This is a genomic window from Streptomyces sp. Isolate_45 (assembly GCF_024721315.2).
In the GTDB taxonomy this organism is placed as follows: domain Bacteria; phylum Actinomycetota; class Actinomycetes; order Streptomycetales; family Streptomycetaceae; genus Streptomyces.
The window spans coordinates 1-5,166 of record NZ_JANFAK020000291.1 but is presented as its reverse complement, the minus strand read 5'-3'; the positions used below and the strand labels follow the sequence as shown (position 1 = coordinate 5,166).

At 73.7% G+C, this 5,166-nt stretch carries 2 protein-coding genes; both read left to right on the top strand.

The window, feature by feature from the left end; all coding sequences use genetic code 11:
• Positions 1–3,168: type I polyketide synthase (locus tag NOD94_RS40135; protein ID WP_281211186.1), on the top strand; the 3,168-nt coding region annotated here is incomplete at its 5' end.
• Positions 3,169–3,235: 67 nt separating this feature from the next.
• On the top strand, positions 3,236–5,166 hold a 1,931-nt coding region (locus NOD94_RS40130), incomplete at its 3' end, for a type I polyketide synthase (RefSeq protein WP_281211185.1).

The window sequence follows — 5,166 nt, the reverse complement described above, 5'->3', positions numbered from 1 at the left end:
GCCGTGCGTTTCCTCGACGGCGTCCGCACCCTGGAAGCCGCCGGCGTGACCACCTACCTCGAACTCGGTCCCGACGGAATCCTCACCGCCCTCGCCCAGGACTGCCTCACCCAGGACGACGCGGCCCGGTTCGCGCCCGCCCTGCGCACCGCCCGCCCCGAGCCCGAGACACTCAACGCCGCCCTGGCCCTCGCCCACACCCACGGCGCGAGCGTGGACTGGGACGGCTACTTCGCCCCGACCGGCGCCCGCCGGATCGAGCTGCCCACCTACGCCTTCCAACGCGACTGGTACTGGCTCGACTCGGCCCCCACCGGCCAGTACGCCCCGGGCGACGCCGCCGGCTTCGGACTCGGCACGACGGACCACCCGCTGCTCGGCGCGGCCGTCGAACTCCCCGACTCGGACGGCTACCTCTTCACCGGCCGCCTCGCGGCGGCCACCCACCCGTGGCTCACCGACCACGCCGTCCTCGGTTCGGTCCTCCTGCCCGGCACGGCCTTCGTGGAACTCGCGGTCCGCGCCGGTGACCAGGTGGGCTGCGAGGTCCTGGAGGAGCTGACCCTCGAAGCACCGCTCGTCCTCCCCGAGCGCGCCGGAATCCAACTCCGCCTGTCCCTCTCCGGAGCCGACGAATCCGGCCGACGGGCCCTGTCGCTGTACTCCCGGGACGAGGACAGCCCGGCCGACGAGCCGTGGACGCGGCACGCCACCGGCGTCCTCGCCACCGGCGTCCTCGCCACCGGAGCCGACGCCCCGACCCCGCCGGCCGACCTCACCACCTGGCCGCCCGCCGAAGCCGAACCGGTCGACATCGACGGCCTCTACGAAGGCCTCGCCGCCGCCGGATTCGACTACGGCCCCGCCTTCCAGGGCCTGCGGGCCGCCTGGCTGCACGGCGACGCCGTGTACGCCGAGGTGAGCCTCGACGAGGAGACCGCGGGGACGGCCGACTGGTTCGGCCTTCACCCGGCGCTCCTGGACGCCACCCTCCACGCCGCCGGACTCGGCTCCCTCGTCGAGAACACCGGCCAGGGCCGACTGCCCTTCGCCTGGAGCGGCGTACGGCTCCACGCTGCCGGCGCCTCCGCCGTACGGGTCCGGCTGGCCCCGGCCGGCCGCGACGCGGTGTCGCTGGAGCTCGCCGACCCGGCGGGCGCACCGGTCGCCTCGGTCGAGTCGCTCGCCCTGCGGGCCGTCTCGCCCGAGCAGATCGGCGCCGCGCGCGGCGGCCGCCACGAGTCGCTGTTCCAGATCGAGTGGACGCCGGTTCCGCTCACCCCGGCCCCCGCGGCCGAACAGCGCCCCTGGGCCCTGCTCGCGGACGGCCACCCCGGGCTCGACGCGGTGGGCGTGCGCTACGAGACCCACGACGGCCTCGGAACCCTCGCGGACCCGACGCTGATCTGCGTCCCGCTGCCCTCCCCGTCGACCGACGCCCAGGACGTGCCGCGTGCGGTGCACGCCGCGACGGCCCGGGTGCTGGAACTCCTCAAGGAATGGACGGCCGATGACCGGTTCGCGGACTCGCGCCTGCTGTTCCTGACGCGGGGCGCGGTGGCCGTCGTACCGGGCGAGGACCTCCCGGACCTCGTACACGCTCCGGTGTGGGGCCTGGTCCGCTCGGCGCAATCGGAGAACCCCGGCCGGATCGTCCTGGCCGACACGGACGGCACGGAGGCGTCCTACCGGGCCCTGGCCGCCGTACTGGCCTCGGGCGAGTCCGAGGTCGCGGTGCGCGAGGGCGCGGTCCTGCTGCCGAGGCTGGCGCGTGCGTCGGCCACCGGGGCCCCGGCCACCGAGTGGGGCGCCGCGGGCACGGTGCTGGTGACGGGTGCGAGTGGTTCGCTGGGTGGGCTTTTCGCCCGTCACCTGGTGACCGAGCATGGTGTGCGGAACCTGTTGCTGGTGAGTCGTCGTGGTGGGGCGGCCGAGGGCGCGTCCGAGTTGTCGGCGGAGCTGGCCGGTCTGGGTGCCGAGGTGTCGTGGGCCGCGTGTGACGTCGCCGACCGGGCCGCGCTGGTGGCCGTACTGGCCGCTGTCCCGGCGGAGCATCCGCTGACGGGTGTCGTGCACACGGCCGGTGTCCTGGACGACGGGGTCATCGGGTCCTTGAGCGCCGAGCGGTTGTCGGCGGTGTTGCGTCCGAAGGTGGACGCGGCGTGGAACCTGCACGAACTCACGGCCGGGCTGGACCTTTCCGCGTTCGTGCTGTTCTCCTCCGCGGCCGGTGTGTTCGGTGGCGCCGGCCAGGCCAACTACGCGGCGGCGAACACCTTCCTGGACGCCTTGGCCGCTCACCGCAACGCCCAGGGCCTGGCGGCCACTTCGCTCGCCTGGGGCCTGTGGGCCGAGACGGGCGGCATGGGGGACACCCTCGCCGCCGAGGATGTCTCCCGGCTCGGCCGGGGTGGCGTCAACGCCCTGACGGCCGCGGAGGGCGTGGCCCTGTTCGACGCCGCGCCGGCCACCGGACGGTCACTGCTCGTGCCGGTCAAGCTGGACCCGGCCGCACTCCGCAGCCAGGCGGGCGCCGGCATGCTCCCGCCGCTGCTCTCCGGCCTCGTCCGCACACCCACCCGCCGGACCGCCGGAAGCACCACCGCCGCCGGCACCGACGGGGGAGCGGAACTGCGCGAGCGCCTCTCCGCACTCTCGCCCGCCGCACGGGACGAGTCCCTGCTGGAGCTCGTCTGCGCCTACGTCGCCGGGGTCCTCGGCTTCGCCGGACCCGAAGCGGTCGACCCGGCACGGTCGTTCAACGAGGTCGGCTTCGACTCGCTGACCGCCGTCGAACTCCGCAACCGGCTCGGCGCCGCAACCGGCGTACGACTGCCCGCCACCCTCGTCTTCGACTACCCGACGCCGACCGCACTCGTGGAATACCTGCGGGACGAACTCTGGCAGCACGGCGCGGCGGCCGTACCCCCACTGCTCGCCGAACTGGACCGGATGGAGAAGACGCTCGTCACCTCGACGCCCGACTCCGCCGGCCGCGACCGCATCACCGAACGCCTCCAAGCGCTGCTCACCGCCTGGAGCGAGGCCACGGACGCGGCGGCGGACGTCCCGGCCGAGCCCGACGGCCCCGACGTGGCCGAGGCACTGGAGAGCGCGACCGACGACGACCTCTTCGACTTCATCGGCAAGGAGTTCGGCATCTCATGACGCGGCAGCTCCACCCCACCCCTTCCCACCACCCTGACTCCACGGCTTCTGTACGAGGGATGCACGCATGAACGAGGAAAAGCTCCGGTACTTCCTGAAGCGGGTGACGGCCGATCTCCACGAGACGCGCCGCCGGCTCCAGGAGGTCGAGTCGGAGGAGCAGGAGCCGATCGCGATCATCGGGATGAGCTGCCGCTACCCCGGGGACGTCGAATCCCCCGAGGACCTCTGGCGGCTGGTGTCCGACGAGACCGACGCCATCTCGCCCTTCCCGACCGACCGGGGCTGGGACACGGGAAGCCTGTTCGACGAGGACCCCGACGGCCGCGGCACGAGCTACGTGCGGGAAGGCGGCTTCCTGCACACCGCCAACCGCTTCGAACCGGAGTTCTTCGGCATCTCACCCCGTGAGGCCGTCGCGATGGACCCCCAGCAGCGGCTGCTGCTGGAGATCGCGTGGGAGTCCTTCGAGAGGGCCGGCATCGACCCGACCTCGGTGCGCGGCAGCCGCACCGGCGTGTTCACCGGCGTCATGTACCACGACTACGCGTCACGGCTGCGCGCCGTACCGCCGGAGGTCGAGGGCTACCTCGGCACCGGCGGCTCCAGCAGCATCGCCTCCGGCCGCGTCTCGTACACGTTCGGCCTGGAGGGCCCGGCGCTCACCGTCGACACGGCCTGCTCCTCCTCCCTCGTCACCCTGCACCTCGCCATGCAGGCGCTCCGCAAGGGCGAGTGCACGCTCGCCCTCGCGGGCGGCGTCACCGTCATGCCGACGCCCGGCACCTTCACCGAGTTCAGCAAACAGCGCGGCCTGTCCTTCGACGGACGCTGCAAGTCCTTCGCGGACGCAGCCGACGGCACCGGCTGGGGCGAGGGCGCCGGCATGCTCCTCGTCGAGCGGCTCTCCGACGCCCGCCGCAACGGCCACCGCGTCCTCGCCGTGGTCCGGGGCTCGGCCGTCAACCAGGACGGCGCCTCCAACGGCCTCACGGCCCCCAACGGCCCGTCCCAGCAGCGCGTCATCCGCCAGGCCCTCGCCGACGCCCGACTCACGGCCGCCGAGATCGACGTGGTCGAGGCCCACGGCACCGGCACCACCCTCGGCGACCCGATCGAAGCCCAGGCGCTGCTGGCCACCTACGGCAGGGAACACACCGAGGACCGGCCGCTACTGCTCGGCTCGGTGAAGTCGAACATCGGGCACACCCAGGCCGCCGCCGGTGTGGCGGGCGTCATCAAGATGGTCATGGCGATCCGGAACGGCCGGATCCCGAAGACGCTCCACGTGGACGAACCGTCGACCAAGGTCGACTGGGCAGCGGGCGCCGTATCGCTGCTGCGCAGCACGGTCGACTGGCCGGAGACGGGCCGTCCGCGCCGCGCGGCGGTCTCCTCGTTCGGCATCAGCGGTACGAACGCGCACACCATCATCGAGCAGGCACCGGCCGAGGTCCCCGCCGACCCCGAGCCCGTCGCCGGAGCAGCGTCCGACGCCACGCAGGCCGGATCGGCCGCGCCCGAGGCATCCGAGGCATCCGAAGCCTCCGGGGCGTCCGAGACTTCCGAGGCGGCGCCGCAGCGCCGGACCGTCGTCCCCCCGGCCCTCCCGTGGCCCGTCTCGGCCCGTACGGAGGCCGCCCTGCGGGCCCAGGCCGAGCGCCTCCTCACCCACCTGCGGGCCCACCCCGAGCAGTCGGCCGCGGACATCAGCCGCTCCCTGGCCACCGGCCGCGCCGCCCTCGAACACCGCGCCGTCGTCGTGGCCACCGACCGGGAACGCGCCCTCGCGGACCTGGCCGCACTCGCCTCCGACGACGCGACAGCGGCGTCGCACATCGTCCGGGGTGAGGTTGCGGCGCGCGGCAAGCTCGCCTTCCTGTTCACCGGTCAGGGCAGTCAGCGGCTGGGGATGGGTCGGGAACTGTACGACGCCTACCCCGTGTTCGCGGACGCCCTGAACACCGTGTGCGAAGGACTGGAACTCGAACTCCCCCT